Consider the following 19012-nt stretch of genomic DNA (forward strand, 5'->3'; position numbering starts at 1 on the left):
AATGAGCGATATGATTTCTATTTTAGGCGTAACTCGAAAAAATCGCTTTTCACCCAACCATGTGGGGAATGATGCCGCTATATTTAATGAAGTAGTTTTAAAACTGACTGAAAAAGGTGCTTCGGTGGAGGTTTGTAATGAAGATGAATTTTTGTCTTCACCATCCGTGAAGCAGGATAATATTCTGACTATGGGGAGAACAAAGACTTTAGTTAAAAAGTTGCAATCTCTTCAAAATAATGGGATCAATGTTTTGAATTCAGGATTTGGAATTGAAAATTGCTTTCGGAAAAACATGACCCTTAAGCTTTTAGAAGGTGGAGTTCCTTATCCGAAGAGTATCGTGATCTCTACCGTTGCAGATATTCAATCTATTTTCGAAAAACTGAAAGGAAAGGGTGTATGGATCAAGCGTGGCGATTTTCATGCGATTCATAAGGAAGATGTTACCTTTGCTGCTAGTCTGAAAGAAGCGCAACATATCTTGAATGAATATGCACTTCGTGGAATTAAAGAGGCTGTGATTTCTGAACATCTTGCCGGAGACTTACTCAAGTTTTATGCAGTGCGGGGAACGGATTTCTTCTTTTATTTCTACCCATACGAACACAATCATCACAAATATGATTTGTATGAACAAATTAATGACGAGGTAGTACATTTTCCTTTTGATCTCGACAATCTAAAAGAAGTTGCCAATCGTGCTGCGGAAGTCCTGGATGTACATATCTATGGCGGCGATGTGATTATTGATGCAAATGGAGACTTCCATATTATTGACTTAAACGACTGGCCAAGTTTTGCGCCATGTCGGGCAGAGGCTGCAGAGGCCATTGCTCAAATGGTTTACCATAAATTTACTGAAAAGAACCACAATGCAGAAAGAACAAGTTAATGTAATCGAAGAAGATAATTTGAGTGCATTCGAACAATCTTTAAAATCTAATGATACAGAAGAGCGAATTGATATTTGGTTTTATCGACCTATAGGTTATCGCATCGCGCAAGTCTGTGCCAAAATCGGTATTACACCCAACGCTGTGACAATTATCAGTATTTTCTTTGGCGTTGCGGCGGGTATTTTATTCTATTACCCTGCATTATGGATTAATGTGATTGGCATGCTTTTATTGGTTTTTGCCAATTCTTTAGATAGTGCCGATGGACAACTGGCAAGAATGACAGACAACAAAAGTCGCTTTGGTCGTATCTTGGATGGGTTTGCTGGAGATTTTTGGTTTGCTTCTATTCATATTGCGATCTGTTTACGTAGTATTAATGAAGGATGGCCACAATGGCTATGGGTATTCTGTGTACTTGCAGGTGTATCGCATATGCTTCAGTCGGCAATGGCTGATTATTATCGTAATGTGCATTTGTATTTTATAAAAGGTAAAGCTGGAAGTGAGCTGGACAATACACGTGATTTGAAAGTTGACTATGATGCGTTGTCTTGGCGCAAGAATTTTTTCAGCAAATTTGTGTTGAATGGCTACATGGGCTATACACGTAACCAGGAAAAGCTTTCTCCAAAACTGCAAAAGCTGTTGCATATTGTGAAGAGTCGTTATAAAGATGAATTGCCAAAACAATTGATGGTCGACTTTAGAATTCAAAATAAACCGTTGATGAAGTATACAAATATTGTACAGTTCAATACAAGGGTGATTTTCCTATTTGTCTGGTTGTTTATCGGTCAGCCTTGGATTTACTTTTTCTTTGACATGTTTGTCCTAAATCCGATATTGATATACATGTGTAACCGACAAGAAAAAGTAAGTGGTTATTTTGTTGATAAATTAACAAATGATCCAACCTATGGGTAGTAAGATCTATAAAGTACTCTTTATGCTAATCGGTATAGGTACACTGGCCTATATGATTCATGCAATGGGAATCGATGAGATTTGGAACAACCTCGAAAAAATTGGCTGGTGGTTTTTGCCTGTACTCGGTAGCTGGGCAATACTCTACTGGATGAACGCAATGGCATTTAAGGCAATTATTCAGGAACCCGAATTGCCACAGACGGATGTACCCTTTTGGAAGGTCTTACAATTGACTATATCGGGGTATGCCATTAATTATATAACGCCATTTGTTGCGTTAGGTGGCGAGCCTTATCGTATTATGGAGCTTAAAAACTATGTCGGTGGTTCAAAGGCAGGTTCTTCCGTGCTGTTATACGGTGTCATGCACATCTTGTCGCATATTTTATTCTGGGTCGCTTCTGTTTTTCTAATTCTTTGGTTTGTTCCGGCAAGTACAATGGTTGATGTGGCCTGTGCTGTGATTTTTGTGATGGCTATCATTTGTACTTGGCTATTTACTAAATTTTATAAGAAGGGAATTACAGTTTCACTATTGACGGCTTTGTCTAAACTACCTTTGGTAGGCAAGAAAGTTGGTCATTTATTGGAGACGAAGTATGAAACGTTAAATGACGTCGATCAGCAGGTGAAAAACCTCTTTCAAAATCGTCGCGATCGTTTCTATACGGCCCTTTTTTGGGAATTTGTAGCACGTGTTGTGGGCTGTTTTGAGATTTATTTTATTGGTTTAGCCTTAGATATCAATATTGATTTTATTGATGCTATGATCATTAGCTCCGGATCTTCCTTATTTGCCAATCTTGTTTTTTTCTTTCCAATGCAATTGGGAACGCGGGAAGGTGGGTTAGCAATGGCTGTGATGAGTATAGGATTGCCTGCGAAAGTCGGTATTTTTATGGGGGTTGTGACACGAATTAGGGAAATTGTCTGGATTATGATCGGTTTGGGTTGGATGAGTTTAGTAAAAAAGAAATAACATGAATAAGTTTAATATTAAAGGGATTATTTTTGATTATGGTGGAACCTTAGACACTAACGGGGGCCACTGGGGAGCTGTTATCTGGTCGGGTTATGAAAAATATCAGGTTCCTGTAAATTTGAACGCTTTTCAGGAAGCCTATACCTACGCGGAACGCCAGATGGCTTTACAGCCTATCATTAAACCGCAGTTTAATTTTTTAGAAGTGCTTGAAGCAAAGCTCAATGTACAATTTGATTATCTTATTGCTGCAGGGTACGACCTAGATCGGTCATTAGCTCGTAAAATAGCCTTTGACGGTTATTCGCTGGCAAAGAATACAGTTGAGCAGGTAAAACCACTGTTAAATTCACTTCATGCAAAATATCCAATTGTCATGGTGTCCAATTTTTATGGTAATTTAAAATCAGTACTTGACGATTTTGGTATCCTGCCTTATTTTCAGTCTGTTGTGGAGTCTGCTGTCGTCGGTGTACGCAAACCTGACTCTGCAATCTATGCTTTAGGTGTGACTAAAATAGGTCTTCCTGCGCAAGAGGTATTGGTTGTGGGTGATTCCTATAGTAAAGATATGGTACCTGCCAAAGCCGTTGGCTGCCAAACCTTATGGTTGAAAGGGCAGACTTGGGGCGAGGATAAATTGCAAGATACTTCAGCTGCAGACCAACAATTTACAAGTATCTTTGATTTAATCGACTTTGTTTAAATAAAGATTCTGACGAAATTCTTTAGGCGAGATTCCAACATTTCGCTTAAAGAATTTACCAAAAAAGGATTGATCCGAGAAATGCAATTTCACCGCAATTTCTCCGATGGAAAGCCCCTGGCAAAGTAACGATTTTGCTTCCTCCACTAAGACGTTCTGAATAAGTTCTATTGCTGATTTTCCGGTTAGTTCCTTCGTAATTACGGATAGGTGTTTCGCTGTGATACCAAGTTCCATTGCATAAAATTGCACCATGTGTTCTTTATGAAACGACTTTTTTAGGAGCAAATGGAAATTGGCAAGTATCTCTCTTTTCCGAGAGGGAATAGCTGGTGTATTTCGCATATTTTGGCTTCCTAGACGGGCTATTTCACAAAATAATATTTCCGTTAATGACTTTATAATCTGATTCTTGAAAAGATAGCTAGACCCTTGTCGATCGTAATGAATAAACTGTTTAAATAAGTTGGATAAGTTCGTTGAATCTTGGTTCGATAGCGACCAGATGTAGCTGTCGTTTAAGGCAAGAGACTTCTTGGTGACCTCGAAGAAATCCTCCTGGAAATCCAGTTTGAAGCTAAAATCCAGCGTAAAGAAAATCAAATATACCTCACAATCCCAAGATTTGACGACCGAAGAGCCATTAACTCGCGAAGAAGGATTGGTTAACAATAGGTGATTTTGAGCAACTTGTACCCGTTCATTATTAATGATGAAGGAAGTTTCACCTTTTTTTATTAAACAGAGTGAATAGAGCTCACCTTTTGATAAAATGTGCTGTTGCTCGGAACTAAAGACGGGTTTTGATTTGTTGCCTTTAAAATGAAAAACATAAAAGCCCTTGTGTTCGATGGAAGTTTCCTTTACAGACATGTTTATTTTACGATAAAATCAAAATAGGTTTTACGATAGGGTTCATCTTGCAAGGTGTAATGCCACCATTCTTTATCATAAGCTTTGAAGCCAAATTTAGCCATCGCTTCTTTTAAGATCTTTCGGTTCTCCTTCTGTTGGGTTGTCAGATTCGCGTACTGATGATGTGAGATTGCTCCGAAAAAATCGAAAGGTCCACCCATATCAATCTCTTTTTGATCTTTTAAGCTAATGAGCGTTAGATCTACTGTACTGCCCCGGCTGTGGCCCGATTTGGAGGCAATAAAGCCTAGATTGAACAAATTCTTCTTGTTGATAAGCGGGTAGAATTCTTTTTTTGCGATCGTATCATTGGTGTTTAAGGACCATGTTTTAAAGTTGTCAACAGCACGCTGCGGGCGGTAGGCGTCGAATATTTTCAAGCCAAGACCTTTTTTATTTAAATGGTTCTCGACCTGCTGCAGTGCTAGCGCTGCGCGTTTAGTTAAAATAGCGACTGGTTTTTCATAACCTTTAATCGGCCTTCCGGTGAAGTTGTGGCTGCCGAAATAACGTATTTCTAAGCTTATCGTGGGGATAATGTCTTTGACGTATACAAAATCTGAAGGCATGACCTTTTCCTGCGCAGAGAGGCAAAGTGTGAAAAGGCTTAAGCCAAATGTAAGACACAAGTTGAATTTCATGGAATGAAGATACAACTTGTGTCTTAATTAATATAATAAAAACGGTGATTCTCGTCTGCATCAATAGGTATAAAACCCAGTTCGGTTTATTGATCAATTTGCGCTCCTATTGATAGACAGTCCACTAATGATCAGCTAATTTTTTTTTCAGGTAATTGTATATTTCTATCTGTGAACGACATGGTGCCTCTTTGTTCTCGACGTAATGATTGCTCAGGGAATTATTGAGTATCCGCGCTTTGACATTATCTTTGAGCTGGATCTGAAGCATTTCTTTTAAATCCTCCTTGATTTTTTTGCTTGTTATTTTTACTGCTGCTTCAATACGATGATCCAAGTTTCTTGTCATCCAGTCCGCAGAGGAAATAAATAGCAGCTCTCGGCCAGCATTATAAAAATACATCACACGTGCATGCTCCAAATATTCATCCACGATTGAAATGGCATTCATTTGCAATTTAAACGTTTTTTGATTTGTTGCGCAGTAGATTCCCCGGATAATAAGATCTATTTTGACACCAGCTGTAGCTGCGTCATAGAGCTTTTTAATCATTTCTTTATCGCTGAGTGAATTTACCTTGACAATGATGTATGCTTTTCGGCCAGCCTTTGCTTCGGTAATTTCCTGGTCGATATAGTGTAGAAGTTCTCTACGCATATCCGTTGGGCATATCAAAAGACTTTTGCAATTTTTGATAATTTCAGCCGGATTTGATTTGGGACGTCTCAGGTAATTGAAAACCTTATTTATATCGGCAATAACATCCCTATTACTCGTTAAGAGGCAATAGTCTCCGTATAATTTCGCCGTTTTTTCGTTGATATTTCCTGTGCTGACAAAACCATATTGGATCGTTTTCATCCCAATACGTTTTTTTATCACACATAGTTTTGCATGGATCTTTTTATTTGGAATACCGGTCAGTACTTTAATGCCTTCCAGTTCAAGTTTCTCTTTCCAGTCCAAATTGTTTTCTTCATCAAATCTTGCACGAAGTTCAAGCATCACAGTGACTTCCTTTCCATTGCGGGCTGCGTTAATCAAGGCATTTGCAATTTTTGAACTCGAGGCTAAGCGGTATGCCGTAATCTGGATCGTTTTTACATCGGGATCCATTGCTGCTTCCCGAAGTAAATCGATGATCGGTCTAAACTCATGATATGGAAAGGAGAGCAGTACATCTTTTTTTAATATGGTATCCGTTACACGTTCGTAGTTTTGGAAATAAGGATGTGGAAAGGACGTTCGTTCCAAGGGCTGATTGTAGGATTTAAACACATTGGGAAAATCCATGAAGTGTTTGAAGTTATGTATTTTTTGTCCTGGAATGATGCTGTCTTTTTTTGAAAGGTTAAGTTTCTTGATCAGGAATTCTACCAATTTATGGTCCATCTCTTGATCGAAAATAAACCGGGTAGGTTTACCTTTTCTTCTGTTTTTTACCCCTTTGCTTATCTTCTCAACCAGCGTCGTGTTGATATCATTGTCAATGTCAAATTCGGCGTCTTTTGTTACTTTAAAGACATGTGCATTGAATACATCAAAACCGAAATAGGAAAATATTAATGGAAGATTAAACTTGATAACGTCCTCCAAAAGTATAATATGCTTTTCATCTTTTGGCGAAGGTAATTGTACGAAGCGTCCATTTTGACTGGTAGGGATTTCGATGAGCGCAAATTTGGTTTCATACTGCCATTCCTGTTTTCCCATCGCAATACCCAAGTAAAGGCTCTTATCCCGAATATAGGGCATAGGTCGTACATCGTCCAATATCAAAGGAATGACGTTCGATTCCACCTCATCCTGATAATAATCGCTCACAAACTTTTGTTGTTCGGGGTTCAGTTCCTCACTGGTCTTAATATAGACATTCTGTTTGGCCATATCTTTTTGGATACGATTCCACGTACTGTCAAATTTCTTTTGCTGCTTGATTACCCGGATATTGAGCTCTTCCAATATGAGCTGTGGATCTTCATAGAAGGATTGGTTGGCACTTTTGTCTTTCAGGTCTATAGCCCGTTTTAGACCTGCAACACGCACACGGAAAAATTCATCGAGGTTATTGGAAAATATACCTAAAAATTTGATTCTTAAGGGTAAAGGGACCGTCTCGTCCGCAGCTTCCTGAAGTACTCTGCCATTAAAGCTCAACCAACTAACGTCTCTAGGAATAAATTTTTTCGCCATAGCTAAATATACGTAAATTTAAAAAGCAAAACTATAGCTCTACAGGGGATAATCGAACTTTTTTGTGTTAAAGAATTATTAAGTTATTTTTTGTTCATGTGTGTAGACCGTCGTTTTAAAGGTGCATTTTTGACACTGCTCTTCTTTCCTGGAAATAACCGCTACAAGGTGTTGCACTGCATGGTAAAAAAAATCCCCCAAAGGTCTATTCAGACTTTGAGGGATATGTCATTATGTTTGGTTTCGTCTATTTCTTCTTTCCGTATTTTTTGGAAATTTGAATCGCTTTGTATTTCGTCGTGTCAAAATGTGGCGTGTCAATTGACAAGCTTGTCGGATAAGGAGCACTTCGATCGAAGAAATACACGGTTGTTGTACTTCCGTAATCATTAACAGGCATTAAGTCAAGACAGGCAGAATAATCCGCATTCAACAGGTCGCCTACAGTAACGGCATAAATGCGTATGATACCACCTTTATTTTGTTCATTTCTGACGAAAGCGACTTCCTTAAAACCTCCCGGTAGATCTTCAATACTTTTCTGATTGAAGCTATCTTTTAAAATAAAACCCAACAGCACTAAAATCGGTATGACCAAAAGCCATAGCCTTTTATTCTTCTTCATTAAAAATACTTAAATTGTAATTGTTATACCTAATAATTTGTAAAACTCTTTTAAAATTGCCTGGTGTCCTGGCCAAGCAGGAGAGGTGACCAAATTGCCGTCTACCACCGCTTGATCCGCTGGGATATTTTTCCATGTGCCGCCCGCTAGTTCAATGTCGGGACCCACAGCAACATAAGCTGTCAAAGTGCGACCTGCGAGTACTTTTGCAGCTGTCAACACTTGGATGCCATGACATATTGCTGCCACAGGTTTATTGTGCTCAAAGAAGTGTCTCGTAATCTCCAAAACACGTTTGTTGAGTCGAATATATTCTGCCGATCGTCCTCCAGCAATATATAAACCGTCATAATCTTCGACATTGACCTGGTCGAAATCTTTATTGATTGCGAAATTGTGCCCGCGCAGTTCTTTATAAGTCTGATCACCAGTGAAATCATGCACTGCTGTGGGAACTACATCTCCGCTTTTGCGGTCCGGAGCAATTGCATCTACCGTTATTCCTATTGAACCCATTGCTTGAAATGGAACCATTGCTTCGTAATCTTCTACAAAGTCTCCTACAAGTAGTAATATTTTTTTTGCCATATCAAAAAACCTCTTTTAATAGGTTTTCAATTTACATATTAAAAGAGGTATTCGCAACGATTATTTGTTAATCTTTTGTTAACCTTGCACGGCTAATTTTTCGGCAAGTGCACGTTTTGTTTTACGTACTTTAGCTTCTAATTGACTTCTTAAAGTGGGATCGATAATACCTTTACCTTCTTCAAAGTTTTTGTGGAATTCAGGAAGAGAGAAGGAGTCTAATATATCGGCGCCATCCCAAGTGATTCGGTTTATAGCAGTGTTCAATACCGTGGCACCTCCCATCGGACCAGGTGCGGTAGCCAATAAGAAAACAGGCTTGCCATTGAATAATTTGCGGTTAGGAATACGCGAAACCCAGTCAACAATATTTTTGTAAGCTGTAGTATATGACCCATTGTGTTCGGCCAAAGAAATCAAAAGGAAATCTGCTGCATCCATTTTAGCAGCAAAGTCATGCGCCAATTGTGGAATGCCCAACTCAACTTCTTTGTCGTAAGAATAGATAGGCATTTCAAAATGGTTTAAGTCTAGCAATTCGATGATATCGTCTGCTTCTTTATAGTATTTGGAAGTACTTGTGACGAATGTTTTGTTGATTGAATTTTTGTTGCTTGTTCCTGCAAATGCTAATATTTTCATCTTTATATCATTAATTTATGAGGTGTTGAATAGGGGCAAAACTACCCCATACTGACCTCGTTTTTACCTTTAGAAAATCATGATTTTCGCATGTTTTCGCTATGTTTTATTTTAAAATCTGGTCAAACTTACGATATAATTGCTGAATAAATGTCAATCAAATGTCTCTGTACAGCGTTCTAGCGTATTTATTGATGTAGATCAATAAAATTAAAACGTTCGTACATACCAAGCAGGCCTGTAAGTCCGCCAGTATGAATAACGAGTACCTGATCTGTGGGGGTAAAGTAGTCCTTTTTGATCAGATCATCTACGGCATAAAGTAATTTGCCGGTATAGGTAGGTTCGATCATGATTCCTGTCGCAGCTATAAAATGCTGCACAAAGGCGAGCAAGTCGGTATTTGATTTTGCATAACCACCAAAATGATAATCAAGATGTAAAATAGGAGGGCTGATGTTGGGGTAAAGTTGATCGACTTCCTCCTGAATAAAGCCCCCATTTTTTAAAACAGGTATGCCGTGTACGCGGGTAAATAGATCTCGTTTTTCTATCGCATTGGCTATTCCAGCTAATGTTGTTCCTGTGCCGCAGGCGGTAAAAATATGCTGGTATTCATGTTGGAGTTCATCAACGAGTTCAGAGCAACCTTTTGCTCCTAGTATGCCGTACCCACCCTCGTGTATATAGAATGTCGTTGGATCCTGACCAAAATAGGTGTTGTATAAATTTTCTTTATGCCGGTAAGATTCGCGGTCGACGTAAATGAGCTGCATCCCAAAAAGACGACACATCGCTAAAACAGGGTTGTTAACCCCTTCTTCACCTCGAACAAAAGCGGTTGTTTTAAACTTAAAGGTAGCTCCGGCACAAGCGGTAGCTAAAAGATGGTTGCTCCATGCGCCACCAAATGTAACAAGATGATTTTTCTGAAGCTGCAGGGCTTCTTCCAGATTATATTTTAATTTTCGCCATTTATTGCCTGAAATAAACGGATGTATGAGGTCATCGCGCTTAAGTGTTACTTTAATATGCTTCTTCTCCCAGCCTGGGAGGCACAATTCAGTTTCGGGGCTATGGATTTTGAAGGGCAACATAACATTAAATGAAAACAAATTTAACGAAAATTGTTTCATTTGGTTTATTTTTGTAGCATGACAGAACAAATAGGATCGCAAGATCAGGAAGAACAAGAATTATTTGAGCATCTACGTATTGAGGTGGATAAGGGACAAGCATTACTCCGCATTGACAAATACCTGATGAACAGGGTTGAAAATGCGACGCGGAGCAAAATTCAGCATGCTATTGAAGCAGGTTCTGTCATGGTTAACGGTAAGGAGATCAAGGCGAGCTATAAGGTTAGACCTGATGATGTGATTACATTGGTGCTACCTGATCCACCACGGGATAACGAAGTTTATCCAGAAAACATTCCATTGGATATCAAATACGAGGATGACGACGTGCTGATTGTGAATAAAGAGGCGGGAATGGTTGTGCATCCAGGATATAATAATTATACGGGAACCTTGGTAAATGCATTAACGTATCATATACAGCAGCTGCCACAGCTTCCAGGAAACTCCGATCGCCCGGGGTTGGTGCATCGAATCGATAAAGACACTTCCGGACTATTGGTTATTGCTAAAAATGAAAAATCAATGGCCTTTTTGGCAAAACAGTTTTTCGATCACAGCATTACCCGTAAATATATTGCATTAGTTTGGGGTGATTTAAAAGAGGATGGAACAATTACAGGTTATATTGGACGTCATCTAAAAGACAGACGCATTATGGCCATGTATGATAGCGAAGATAAAGGGCGTTGGTCAGTGACACATTACAGAGTTTTGGAGCGACTGGGCTATGTTACTTTAATTGAATGTCAGTTAGAAACAGGGCGTACACACCAAATTCGTACGCATATGCAATCTATTGGTCATCCGTTATTTAATGATGCAATGTATGGTGGAGATAAGATTTTAAAAGGTACCGTATTTTCAAAGTACAAGCAGTTTGTGGATAACTGTTTTTCATTACTGCCGCGACAAGCACTTCATGCACAAGTATTGGGATTTATCCATCCTTCTACAAAAGAAAATATGTATTTTGAGGTACCATTTCCGGAAGATTTTCGTTTAGCTTTAGAAAAGTGGCGCGGATATGCGGCAAATTCGATGGCTATAGAAAATGATTAAAATTTAGAACAAAATTAAGATGCCAACAAACTATATCAATTTCAATGGAAGTGTAGTGCCGGAAGATCAGGAAATATTTAGCATTGAGAATAGAGGTTTCCGTTATGGGGATGGATTATTCGAAACGATGCTGTATAAGGATGGTGATATCCGCTTTCTAAATTTTCATGTCGAGCGTTTACAGAAAGGAATGGAGTTGATTCATTTGGATGATGCGAATCTATTCGATGAATTTTTTATTCGTTCGAGATCCGAAGAATTAATCCGTAAAAACAACATGTTGGGGCAGCAGGTTCGTATCCGATTGATCGTGTTTAGATCTGGAGGCGGATTGTATAGTCCAACGAGTAATAAACCTGGTTTTGTTTTGCAGGTGCAGCGCATAGAACCTAATCTTCGCGACAAGAAGGTCGGTTTGATTGTAGGACTTTACAATGAATTCAAAAAACCGTATAGCGATCTTTCAAAGATTAAATCTTTAAATGCGCAGATTTACGTGTTGGCTGGCATCTATAAAAGGAAAATGGCTTTTGATGATGTATTGATTCTAAATCAGGAAGGTTATCTATGTGAATCCTTGATTTCAAATATCTTTGTCTATTATGAAAAGGTACTTTATACACCAGCGTTATCCGAAGGATGTATTGAAGGAGTAATGCGCCGGGTAGTCATGGACATGGCACAGGATGAAGGTATAGAGGTGGTTGAGGCACAGATAAGCCCCGAAATCATGAAACGGGCGGATGAGATTTTCTGTACCAATGCTGTACAGGGCGTACAATGGGTAATGGGCTATAAGCAAAAGCGCTATTTCAATAAGATATCGCGGATCTTGCAGGAAAAATTACAACATTGGAATTATGACGTCAGTGATGAACAGGACTAGAATAATTTGAATATACATACAAAAGGTCAGGATTTAATCCTGACCTTTTGTATGTATAATTCGCTCAGCCCATTGCTCAACGGCATTTTTAAAGCTGCGTAGAAAATCTTTGGTTTTTTGTGATTCAATAGCCCCACTGGGACCAATACATGTTGTTATATTGCCCAAATAAGCTTCGGGTTGCTGCATGGTTAAGATATTGACGAAGACCAGTGATTGACGTAAATGGTGGTTGGCGCCAAAGCCACCTTAAACTCCCGTTGATGAAGAAATTATTGCGCCAGGTTTACCATCCCATTTATTTTTTCCATAGGGTCTTGAACCCACGTCAATCGCATTTTTTAAAACTGCAGGAATAGAACGATTATACTCTGCGGTAATAAAAAGTACAGCATCCAGGGACGCGACCTCTTTCCGAAATCGCACATAGCTCGGAGGAGGATTTCCTAGATCGTCAAAATCCTGATTATACAGAGGAAGCTCGCTGATATCGATTATGCGATAGCCAAATTTAGATTCCTCTTGCTCAAGAATAAACTGCGCAATTTTTTTGTTGTAAGATTCCTTTCGTAAGCTACCAACCAATATTCCTACGTTATATATACTCATTGTGATTAGTTCATTAAAGTCTGTATGATCTGAACAATTGATCCTATTAAAAAGTTTGCGGTTTTTTATCAATCAAATCGTAATTAACCTGTTTAAAATGAGATTCTTATTGCTGTGTTAACAAAAATTAACATTTGAACATTAATCTTTTGCACACTGTTTGTTGTCGTATTGTAAAGAAGAAATTACAAACTAGAGGGAGGAGCTACTTATGAAAAAATTGTTTTACACGGCGGCGATTATTGCAGGCCTTTTTACAGCGGGAGCTGCACAAGCGCAAGTCAGTATTAGTGTCAATATTGGGAGTCAGCCAAGCTGGGGGCCAGCAGGTTATGATTATGCCCGCTATTATTATATTCCAGAATACAATATGTATTACGATGTACCCGCGAGATGTTACGTTTATTATGATAATGGCGGCTGGATAAGAAGAGCAAGTTTACCGAGGAGATACAGACATTACGATTTTTATCGGGCTCATAAAGTGGTTATTAACGATCGCACACCATGGCATCACCACGATCGCTATAGAAGCCGTTATGGCGGTTACCGTGGAAGACAAGTATCTATCCGTGACAATCACCACGGTGGTAGCGGGTATTCATTTGCCAGCGAGCGTAGTGTAAGGCGCGAACATTCATGGGGCGAAAGCCGTCGATACGATAGAGGAAATGGACATGGACGTGGCAATAACCAGGGGCATGGAAACGGACATGGGCGTGGTAACGGTCACGGAGGAAGACATAGAGATTAATCGAGTAGTTGAATAATATGATAAAAAAGGAATCTATATACATATAGGTTCCTTTTTTTTGATCAGAAATAACAGGCTGTTTGCATTCGTAGCTTTGGGTGCTTGCGGAATCATGAAGCTTTTAGTGTACATGCACAATAAATTAAATAACATAACAGCTTGATTAATGAAAAATATATTAATTTTGCGCTACACGGGACTGAGATCCGCTTATTTTAAGTGATTTTGAGTTTACGGGAAATAATTGTAATGTGTAAGTTAATTTTTGTGATGAGAAAACTGGTTAATTCGGGTGTTGTATGGGTAGGGTTAAGTATATCTATTTTTGGATTTTACTCCTGCAATCAAAGTGGGACAAATAAGGTGCAAAATGTGGGAGCTGTTGACTCTATGCCGCCAAAAAAGGATAGTTTGCTTGCTGTGCAAGATTCGATAAGTAAAGTGGATTCGCTGCGTAAAGACACCATTACAAAAATGGAAGAAAATGTGGACTACAAAGGGACTAAAGATACGACCGTATTGTTGACTGATACTGTTTCTCCACGTTATATTTATCTTACTTTTGACGATGGCCCACTGAATGGAAGCCAGCACCTTGATTCCATTGCGACAGCGAAAGGCATCAAAATTAATGCTTTTCTGATTGGCAATCATGATAAAATGAGTAAAAAATTACACAGTTTTACAGAACGTTATATGAATAATCCTTTAGTGGATTGTTACAACCACAGTTACTGGCATGCGCACAATAAATACAGTACTTTCTATTCGAATCCGCAGACGGCTTTTGAAGATTTTGAACTTGCTGAGCAATCGCTGGGATTAACACATAAAATAGTTCGCTTGCCGGGACGAAATATCTGGTATATCGGAGACCGTAAAAAGGTTGATTTGAAAAGTGGGGCTTCGACAGCCGAGTTACTACACCAGAATGGTTATAAAGTAATTGGTTGGGACTGTGAGTGGAAGATAAATGGTGTTACAGGGAAGCCAGACCTATCGGTGAATCAGTTGTATACCCAAATGAAGAATTTACTCCGTAAAGGTACCTCTTATACGAAAAACAATGTTGTGCTATTGACACATGACAATATGTATCAAACGAAAAAAGGACAGCGGTTGTTATCGGATTTGATCGATAGTCTCAAACAACATTCAAACTATCGTTTTGAATTTGTGCGGAATTATCCGCAATAATGACAGCTATCTCTCTAAATAATTAAGGCTTAAACAGGAATGAACCCCAGTTTAAGCCTTAATTATTTAGTCGAAAAATCTAGTTTAATTTTGTTTACGGAGATATTTGGTCAGTATAACGATTGTTTGACCTTCAATCTTTCCTTCAATTTGTTCGATATTGTCTGCTACTAGTCGAATATTCTTAACCACGGTGCCTAAAGTCGCTTTTAAGGAGGAGCCTTTCACGTCAAGTGTTTTTGTCAGAACAACAGTATCGCCTTCCAACAGTCGTTGCCCGATGCCATCTTCATGAAAAGAAACATAGCCATCATTTTCATGATCTCCAGTTTTCTTAGCTTCCGATAGTGTTTCATCGTCGAGATAGAGGATATCCAGTGCTTCAGACGCCCAGCCTTCATTTTTTAATCGGTTTAACATACGCCAGCATACAATTTGCACCGATGGGTTTTCGGACCACATCGCATTTGGAAGGAATTTCCAGTCGTCTGGATTTAATTGCTCCGTTTTGTTGAGCTGATTGACCAATGTTTCTGAAATCAGTAAAGTATTGTCCAAATTTGATGTTATTTCCGGTGGTAATGTGTAAGCAATTAAAGTAGCATCTTCGCCTGTCAGCTCACATTTCCCGCCAGCTCTCGCTTGTAATTGTTCTTCTAATTTCATGTCAGTTTTTTTTAAAGCCCAAACTTAGCCAAATTTGCTTTGATGTGCAATGACGAATATCACGACTTAGGGAAATAATTCCTGTTTTTACTCTTATAAAGCATTGTTTTTGCTTATGACTTTCATTTGTTTGCTGGTAAATTTATTTATAGGATGCGGGCTATGAGGTAAAGGTGGAGTAAATTTTTTCTTCAAATAAATTTACTCCATGTAGAACATTGGTACCGAATTTGTGTTTAACCAACATTAGAAAAGATTATTAACTGTAATATAGAAATACTATGAAATGGCAAGGAGGCAAGCAAAGTGGTAATTTTGAGGACCGTCGTGGAATGTCGGGGGGAGGAAAAATTGCTTTAGGAGGAATTGGTGGAATTATTGTTTTGGTCATTGGATTTTTGATGGGTGGAGATCCGATGCAACTCTTACAGCAAGCCCAAAATATGGGGGCGCAAACTGAACAGTCGGGACAGCCGCGTGAGTTAAATCCTGAGGAAAAAAGACTAACTGAATTTTCATTAACTGTACTTCAGAGTACCGAGGATGTTTGGGCAAAGCTGTTTAAAGAGCAGATGCAGAAAAATTATACCCCTACAACACTCGTATTTTACGATGGGGGAACACAAACGGATGGTTGTGGTATGGGGCAGGCTTCTTACGGACCTTTTTATTGTCCGGGTGATCAAAAGATTTACCTGGATCTGAGCTTTAGTAAAGAACTGTCGGATAAATTCGGTGCAAAAGGAGAGTTTGCCATGGCGTACGTAATTGCGCATGAAGTCGGACATCATATCCAACAATTGGTGGGATTATTGCCGAAGACCAATCAAGCCCGTGGGAAACTGAGCGAGCGTGAAAATAACAGGATCTCCGTTATGACCGAGCTTCAAGCGGATTTTTATGCAGGTGTATGGGCGCATTACATCAATGAATTAACCGATATAAAAATTGATTATAATGATATAATGGACGGGATGAAAGCGGCAGCTGCTGTTGGTGATGATAAATTACAGACTGAAGCACAGGGCTATGCTGTTCCTGAATCATTTACGCATGGTACATCCGCGCAACGTATGGAATGGTTTAAAAAAGGATATGATTCGGGGGATATGCGATCGGGCAACACCTTTGAAGATTCGAGTCTGAAATAGGGATCGTATTTCGAATAAAAAAACACCTGGCCGTGCATCATGACCAGGTGTTTTTTTATTGTGGTATAGGCAATTTGCTTTGAGGAAACCAAGCCGTTTGGCAAATGCCGCGCTGATCATATCAGATCATTACTGAACCAAGAGATTACAACCACGAATATCACTTTGGTCAAAACGTCCCAATATTTCAAAAGAGCCATCCTGATATACTTTTCCTAAATCTTGTGTGGCTATAAATGAACACGAGTAGCGATTGGCGAGGTCGATTACATTGATGCCGCCAGTTTTATTCAACGGAATCAGGCTTAAAGGATCATTGGTATCTCGGATCAAGATTTTCATCCATTTGGGAAGATAAAATATTCCCTGGCCTGAAGAGTAGCCTTGTGAGAGTAACTCTGTCATGCCATATTCAGAATGGATACCATGGACAGAAAAGGCTTCTTCGAGGAGTTTATGGATTTCCTGTTTCACCATTTCCTTGCGCTTACCTTTCATTCCGCCGGTTTCCATAATGATCAGTTCAGGAAATTCAAAGGCATATTGTTCAATGAAGTCCAGTAGGGCATACGTTACGCCAAAGAGGATGGTCTTTGTGCCTTTATTTTTGAGCTTAATAAGTGTATCGTAAAGCTCTTGGTGGTTATAGAGAAAATAATTGCTTTCAGGTTGTTCACTTTGCTTCATGAGATCATCAATCATATAGATTAGCGACGAACCACTTCGCTCTAGGTAGGATGGGAGCAATGCAAGGACGGCGATGTTGCCGAGCGGACCATAGAAACTTTCAAAAATCTTCCGAAAAGTTCGGTCATATATACTCCGGTCAGCGACCAGATGTTTTGAGGTAACCATACCTGTTGTACCCGAACTCGAGAATATGATTTCAGCCTCCATTCCTTCAGCAATAACCTGTTGAGTCTTAAAAAATTCGATGGGCATGAAAGGAATATCCGTATAGTGCTGAATAAGGTCTTTTTCTCGCCCAAGGAGTCTGATATAGTCACGATAAACTTTGCAATGCTGGCTTTGGAATTGGTAGGTATCTAAACAATGCTGATTAAAATCATCCTCGGTTTTAATGTCAAAAAAATCCTTCCAGTTCGTCATAGCATTTAAAAATTTGATGGACAAAATTAACTAAAATTTGGAAAAGAAAACCGTTAATTGTGGCGTGTATAGGTGTTTCGTAGAAATAGATCAGGATAGGCCGTGAAATATAACTAAAGAACAGGCTTAGGTCAAGTTAAGAAAACTCAACCTAAGCCTGTTTATTTTATAACATACCACCATCAACAGGAAGAACCTGTCCGGTTACGTATGCTGATAAATCAGATGCTAAATAAAGACATGCATTGGCAACGTCTTCTGGTTCGCCGGCACGTTTCAATGGAATTCCGGCTTCCCATCCAGCCACAACTTTAGGATCCAGTACATCAGTCATTTCGGTACGTATAAAACCTGGAGCAACTACGTTTGCACGGATATTACGAGAACCTAATTCTTTAGCGATAGATTTTGTGAACCCAATAATACCAGCTTTTGATGCGGCATAATTTGCCTGACCGGCATTTCCTTGAACTCCAACAACTGAAGACATATTGATAAATGAACCTTTACGGTTTTTCATCATAATTTTCGAAGCAGCTTTTGTAACGTTAAAGACAGATTTTAAGTTGACATTTAATACATCATCCCAATTCTCTTCGGTCATACGCATTAACAAGCCGTCTTTTGTGATACCGGCATTATTTACAACGATATCCAATCCTCCAAAATCGGCAACGATCGCATTGATTAATTGTTCTGCTTCTTCGAATTTTGAAGCGTCAGAGCGATAACCAATCACTTTGGTGCCGAAAGCTTGAAGCTCCTGTTCTAGCGCCTGTCCTTTTTCGACAGAAGAAAGATATGTAAAAGCGACGTTAGCACCATGTTGTGCAAACACTTCCGCAATTTTCCTTCCGATTCCTTTTGATGCTCCTGTTACTAAAGCAATTTTTCCTTCAAGTATTTTCATCTGTATAAGTTATTTGTTCTTCAATTATTCACACTTAGGCATTTATGTCCATTTTCCACGCGCTGTCTTTCTCTCACAGCCCGTCTGTTATTGGAATTCAATACGAAACATGAACTCGTTTCCATTTGGTTTATCTTGGTTATTCCACAGTGCTTGTGTTTTTTCGATGCCGTCGTATTAGCGAATAAATGATCTTGTTTTTTAGCTATTGTGTACACTATTGCCTTTCGATGTTCTGCAAAAATGTTAAAACTATATTATAACACAAAATCTTTCGATAAATAACGGTTTAAAATAGAAAAACATTGTGTGCTGACCTTGTGTTTATCTTGGAGTGGGGGAGTGTTTTCAGGAAACAATTTCAGAATTTTACGGTAAGCGATCGCTCACTTAGGATTATTTTAAT

General features: G+C 39.0%; 21 protein-coding genes. 9 read left to right on the plus strand and 12 right to left on the minus strand.

Features of this window, described 5'->3' with window-relative positions:
• Positions 1 to 10 precede the first annotated feature (10 nt).
• Genes A9970_RS26325 through A9970_RS26340 form a run of 4 tightly spaced genes read left to right on the plus strand, consistent with a single transcriptional unit; the run spans position 11 to position 3517 of the window.
• Positions 11 to 895, plus strand: coding sequence for a hypothetical protein (locus A9970_RS26325; protein ID WP_227550282.1), 885 nt, complete (start codon positions 11 to 13; stop codon positions 893 to 895).
• Positions 876 to 1826 (plus strand): CDP-alcohol phosphatidyltransferase family protein, encoded by a 951-nt coding sequence (locus A9970_RS26330; protein ID WP_153847407.1) that lies wholly within the window; start codon positions 876 to 878, stop codon positions 1824 to 1826. Before A9970_RS26325 ends, A9970_RS26330 begins: the two co-directional genes overlap by 20 nt.
• Entirely contained in the window at positions 1819 to 2808 is a 990-nt protein-coding gene (locus A9970_RS26335) for a lysylphosphatidylglycerol synthase transmembrane domain-containing protein (protein ID WP_182984230.1), read from the plus strand. The genes A9970_RS26330 and A9970_RS26335 overlap by 8 nt, the downstream gene beginning before the upstream one ends.
• Position 2809: 1 nt before the next feature.
• Positions 2810 to 3517 carry an HAD family hydrolase gene (locus A9970_RS26340; RefSeq protein ID WP_182984231.1) on the plus strand — a complete coding sequence of 236 codons (708 nt, stop codon included), beginning with the start codon at positions 2810 to 2812 and terminating at the stop codon, positions 3515 to 3517.
• Here A9970_RS26340 and A9970_RS26345 read toward each other — a convergent pair.
• The 7 genes from A9970_RS26345 to A9970_RS26375 all read right to left on the minus strand — a co-directional run bounded on the left by A9970_RS26345 (position 3500) and on the right by A9970_RS26375 (position 10258).
• Entirely contained in the window at positions 3500 to 4390 is an 891-nt protein-coding gene (locus A9970_RS26345; RefSeq protein WP_182984232.1) for a helix-turn-helix domain-containing protein, read from the minus strand. The genes A9970_RS26340 and A9970_RS26345 overlap by 18 nt on opposite strands.
• Positions 4391 to 4392: 2 nt before the next feature.
• Positions 4393 to 5073, minus strand: a complete 681-nt coding sequence (locus A9970_RS26350) for a M15 family metallopeptidase (protein ID WP_182984233.1) — start codon at positions 5071 to 5073, stop codon at positions 4393 to 4395.
• A gap of 124 nt (positions 5074 to 5197) precedes the next feature.
• Positions 5198 to 7267, minus strand: a complete 2070-nt coding sequence (ppk1, locus tag A9970_RS26355; protein WP_182984234.1) for a polyphosphate kinase 1 — start codon at positions 7265 to 7267, stop codon at positions 5198 to 5200.
• A 247-nt stretch (positions 7268 to 7514) separates the two neighbouring features.
• Positions 7515 to 7892, minus strand: a complete 378-nt coding sequence (locus A9970_RS26360) for a hypothetical protein (protein ID WP_075991931.1) — start codon at positions 7890 to 7892, stop codon at positions 7515 to 7517.
• A 9-nt stretch (positions 7893 to 7901) separates the two neighbouring features.
• Positions 7902 to 8480, minus strand: coding sequence for a DJ-1/PfpI family protein (locus A9970_RS26365; protein ID WP_182984235.1), 579 nt, complete (start codon positions 8478 to 8480; stop codon positions 7902 to 7904).
• A 78-nt stretch (positions 8481 to 8558) separates the two neighbouring features.
• Positions 8559 to 9122, minus strand: coding sequence for an NADPH-dependent FMN reductase (locus A9970_RS26370; protein WP_182984236.1), 564 nt, complete (start codon positions 9120 to 9122; stop codon positions 8559 to 8561).
• 188 nt (positions 9123 to 9310) lie between these two features.
• Entirely contained in the window at positions 9311 to 10258 is a 948-nt protein-coding gene (locus A9970_RS26375) for a 1-aminocyclopropane-1-carboxylate deaminase/D-cysteine desulfhydrase (protein WP_259655483.1), read from the minus strand.
• An 18-nt stretch (positions 10259 to 10276) separates the two neighbouring features.
• On the opposite strand from A9970_RS26375, the gene A9970_RS26380 reads away from it, so the two are divergent.
• Entirely contained in the window at positions 10277 to 11323 is a 1047-nt protein-coding gene (locus tag A9970_RS26380; RefSeq protein WP_120334735.1) for an RluA family pseudouridine synthase, read from the plus strand.
• A gap of 19 nt (positions 11324 to 11342) precedes the next feature.
• A complete protein-coding gene (locus A9970_RS26385; RefSeq protein ID WP_182984237.1) occupies positions 11343 to 12209 on the plus strand; it encodes an aminotransferase class IV in 867 nt (288 codons plus the stop codon).
• A 33-nt stretch (positions 12210 to 12242) separates the two neighbouring features.
• On the opposite strand, the gene A9970_RS28815 is transcribed toward A9970_RS26385, so the two are convergent.
• Both A9970_RS28815 and A9970_RS28820 read right to left on the minus strand, forming a co-directional pair.
• The gene (locus A9970_RS28815; protein ID WP_259655484.1) at positions 12243 to 12398 is read right to left on the minus strand and encodes a hypothetical protein; all 156 of its coding nucleotides are present in this window, start codon (positions 12396 to 12398) and stop codon (positions 12243 to 12245) included.
• Positions 12399 to 12458: 60 nt separating this feature from the next.
• A complete protein-coding gene (locus A9970_RS28820) occupies positions 12459 to 12818 on the minus strand; it encodes an NADPH-dependent FMN reductase (RefSeq protein WP_259655485.1) in 360 nt (119 codons plus the stop codon).
• 211 nt (positions 12819 to 13029) lie between these two features.
• On the opposite strand from A9970_RS28820, the gene A9970_RS26395 reads away from it, so the two are divergent.
• Together A9970_RS26395 and A9970_RS26400 are read left to right on the plus strand one after the other, a co-directional pair.
• The gene (locus A9970_RS26395) at positions 13030 to 13572 is read left to right on the plus strand and encodes a hypothetical protein (protein WP_182984238.1); all 543 of its coding nucleotides are present in this window, start codon (positions 13030 to 13032) and stop codon (positions 13570 to 13572) included.
• Between the two features lie 270 nt (positions 13573 to 13842).
• Positions 13843 to 14769, plus strand: coding sequence for a polysaccharide deacetylase family protein (locus A9970_RS26400; protein ID WP_182984239.1), 927 nt, complete (start codon positions 13843 to 13845; stop codon positions 14767 to 14769).
• 84 nt (positions 14770 to 14853) lie between these two features.
• Here the strand turns inward: A9970_RS26400 and A9970_RS26405 are convergent, their stop codons facing one another.
• On the minus strand, positions 14854 to 15435 hold the full coding sequence (locus A9970_RS26405; protein ID WP_182984240.1) for an alkylphosphonate utilization protein: 582 nt from the start codon (positions 15433 to 15435) through the stop codon (positions 14854 to 14856).
• A 281-nt stretch (positions 15436 to 15716) separates the two neighbouring features.
• Here A9970_RS26405 and A9970_RS26410 point away from each other — a divergent pair, with 281 nt between their 5' ends.
• Positions 15717 to 16586: a neutral zinc metallopeptidase gene (locus tag A9970_RS26410; protein ID WP_182984241.1), complete on the plus strand. Its 870-nt coding sequence runs from the start codon at positions 15717 to 15719 to the stop codon at positions 16584 to 16586.
• 129 nt (positions 16587 to 16715) lie between these two features.
• Here A9970_RS26410 and A9970_RS26415 read toward each other — a convergent pair whose 3' ends face one another.
• Positions 16716 to 17696, minus strand: coding sequence for an acyl transferase (locus A9970_RS26415; protein ID WP_182984242.1), 981 nt, complete (start codon positions 17694 to 17696; stop codon positions 16716 to 16718).
• 166 nt (positions 17697 to 17862) lie between these two features.
• Positions 17863 to 18606: a 3-oxoacyl-[acyl-carrier-protein] reductase gene (gene fabG / locus A9970_RS26420; protein WP_075991942.1), complete on the minus strand. Its 744-nt coding sequence runs from the start codon at positions 18604 to 18606 to the stop codon at positions 17863 to 17865.
• Positions 18607 to 19012 lie beyond the last annotated feature (406 nt).

Origin of the sequence: Sphingobacterium sp. UME9, from assembly GCF_014170215.1 — a bacterium.
GTDB lineage: Bacteria > Bacteroidota > Bacteroidia > Sphingobacteriales > Sphingobacteriaceae > Sphingobacterium > Sphingobacterium paramultivorum.